General features: G+C 57.0%; 1 rRNA gene. It reads right to left on the bottom strand.

Annotated elements, in window-relative coordinates:
* Positions 1-22 precede the first annotated feature (22 nt).
* Positions 23-3,145, bottom strand: a 23S ribosomal RNA gene (locus H1D24_RS41430).
* Positions 3,146-3,214: the final 69 nt, after the last annotated feature.

Raw genomic sequence — 3,214 nt, forward strand, 5'->3', positions numbered from 1 at the left:
AACACAGTGGACGCGAGCAACTGAGGACAAGCCCTCGGCCTATTAGTACCAGTCAACTCCACCCATTACTGGGCTTCCATATCTGGCCTATCAACCCAGTCGTCTACTGGGAGCCTTACCCCATCAAGTGGGTGGGAGTCCTCATCTCGAAGCAGGCTTCCCGCTTAGATGCTTTCAGCGGTTATCCCTCCCGAACGTAGCCAACCAGCCATGCCCTTGGCAGAACAACTGGCACACCAGAGGTTCGTCCGTCCCGGTCCTCTCGTACTAGGGACAGCCCTTCTCAAGACTCCTACGCGCACAGCGGATAGGGACCGAACTGTCTCACGACGTTCTAAACCCAGCTCGCGTACCGCTTTAATGGGCGAACAGCCCAACCCTTGGGACCGACTCCAGCCCCAGGATGCGACGAGCCGACATCGAGGTGCCAAACCATCCCGTCGATATGGACTCTTGGGGAAGATCAGCCTGTTATCCCCGGGGTACCTTTTATCCGTTGAGCGACGGCGCTTCCACAAGCCACCGCCGGATCACTAGTCCCGACTTTCGTCCCTGCTCGACCCGTCGGTCTCACAGTCAAGCTCCCTTGTGCACTTACACTCAACACCTGATTGCCAACCAGGCTGAGGGAACCTTTGGGCGCCTCCGTTACTCTTTAGGAGGCAACCGCCCCAGTTAAACTACCCATCAGACACTGTCCCTGATCCGGATCACGGACCCAGGTTAGACATCCAGCACGACCAGACTGGTATTTCAACGACGACTCCACCCGAACTGGCGTCCGAGTCTCAAAGTCTCCCAGCTATCCTACACAAGCCGAACCGAACACCAATATCAAACTGTAGTAAAGGTCCCGGGGTCTTTCCGTCCTGCTGCGCGAAACGAGCATCTTTACTCGTAGTGCAATTTCACCGGGCCTATGGTTGAGACAGTCGAGAAGTCGTTACGCCATTCGTGCAGGTCGGAACTTACCCGACAAGGAATTTCGCTACCTTAGGATGGTTATAGTTACCACCGCCGTTTACTGGCGCTTAAGTTCTCAGCTTCGCCACCCCGAAGAGTGACTAACCGGTCCCCTTAACGTTCCAGCACCGGGCAGGCGTCAGTCCGTATACATCGCCTTACGGCTTCGCACGGACCTGTGTTTTTAGTAAACAGTCGCTTCTCGCTGGTCTCTGCGGCCACCCCCAGCTCGAGGAGCAAGTCCTCTCACCAAGAATGGCCCCCCTTCTCCCGAAGTTACGGGGGCATTTTGCCGAGTTCCTTAACCATAGTTCACCCGAACGCCTCGGTATTCTCTACCTGACCACCTGAGTCGGTTTAGGGTACGGGCCGCCATGAAACTCGCTAGAGGCTTTTCTCGACAGCATAGGATCATCCACTTCACCACAATCGGCTCGGCATCAGGTCTCAGACTATGTGCCAGGCGGATTTACCTACCTGACGTCCTACACCCTTACCCCGGGACAACCACCGCCCGGGATGGACTACCTTCCTGCGTCACCCCATCACTCACCTACTACCAGCTCGGGCCACCGGCTCCACCACTCCCCTCAACTCCGAAGAGATCAGGGCGGCTTCACGGGCTTAGCATCACTGGATTCGATGTTTGACGCTTCACAGCGGGTACCGGAATATCAACCGGTTATCCATCGACTACGCCTGTCGGCCTCGCCTTAGGTCCCGACTTACCCTGGGCAGATCAGCTTGACCCAGGAACCCTTAGTCAATCGGCGCACACGTTTCCCACGTGTGTATCGCTACTCATGCCTGCATTCTCACTCGTGAACCGTCCACCACTGCCTTCCGGCGCGGCTTCACCCGGCACACGACGCTCCCCTACCCATCACAGTCCCCGTTGGGGGTATGTACTGCAATGACACGACTTCGGCGGTACGCTTGAGCCCCGCTACATTGTCGGCGCGGAATCACTAGACCAGTGAGCTATTACGCACTCTTTCAAGGGTGGCTGCTTCTAAGCCAACCTCCTGGTTGTCTCTGCGACTCCACATCCTTTCCCACTTAGCGTACGCTTAGGGGCCTTAGTCGATGCTCTGGGCTGTTTCCCTCTCGACCATGGAGCTTATCCCCCACAGTCTCACTGCCGCGCTCTCACTTACCGGCATTCGGAGTTTGGCTAAGGTCAGTAACCCGGTAGGGCCCATCGCCTATCCAGTGCTCTACCTCCGGCAAGAAACACACGACGCTGCACCTAAATGCATTTCGGGGAGAACCAGCTATCACGGAGTTTGATTGGCCTTTCACCCCTAACCACAGGTCATCCCCCAGGTTTTCAACCCTGGTGGGTTCGGTCCTCCACGACCTCTTACAGCCGCTTCAACCTGCCCATGGCTAGATCACTCCGCTTCGGGTCTTGAGCGCGCTACTAAACCGCCCTATTCGGACTCGCTTTCGCTACGGCTTCCCCACACGGGTTAACCTCGCAACACACCGCAAACTCGCAGGCTCATTCTTCAAAAGGCACGCAGTCACGAGGTAGGAACAAGTTCCTACCCGACGCTCCCACGGCTTGTAGGCACACGGTTTCAGGTACTATTTCACTCCGCTCCCGCGGTACTTTTCACCATTCCCTCACGGTACTATCCGCTATCGGTCACCAGGGAATATTTAGGCTTAGCGGGTGGTCCCGCCAGATTCACACGGGATTTCTCGGGCCCCGTGCTACTTGGGTGTCTCTTAAACGAGCCGCTGATGTTTCGACTACGGGGGTCTTACCCTCTACGCCGGACCTTTCGCATGTCCTTCGCCTACATCAACGGTTTCTGACTCGCCCCACGGCCGGCAGACCGTAGAAAAGAGATCCCACAACCCCCCAAGCGCAACCCCTGCCGGGTCTCACACGCTTGAGGTTTGGCCTCATCCAGTTTCGCTCGCCACTACTCCCGGAATCACGGTTGTTTTCTCTTCCTGCGGGTACTGAGATGTTTCACTTCCCCGCGTTCCCTCCACATGCCCTATGTGTTCAGGCATGGGTGACAGCCCATGACGACTGCCGGGTTTCCCCATTCGGAAACCCCCGGATCAAAGTCTGGTTGACGACTCCCCGGGGACTATCGTGGCCTCCCACGTCCTTCATCGGTTCCTGGTGCCAAGGCATCCACCGTGCGCCCTTAAAAACTTGGCCACAGATGCTCGCGTCCACTGTGCAGTTCTCAAACAACGACCAACCACCCATCACCCCGAACCAACGGCT

Source organism: Streptomyces himalayensis subsp. himalayensis, from assembly GCF_013778455.1.
In the GTDB taxonomy this organism is placed as follows: Bacteria; Actinomycetota; Actinomycetes; order Streptomycetales; family Streptomycetaceae; genus Streptomyces; species Streptomyces himalayensis.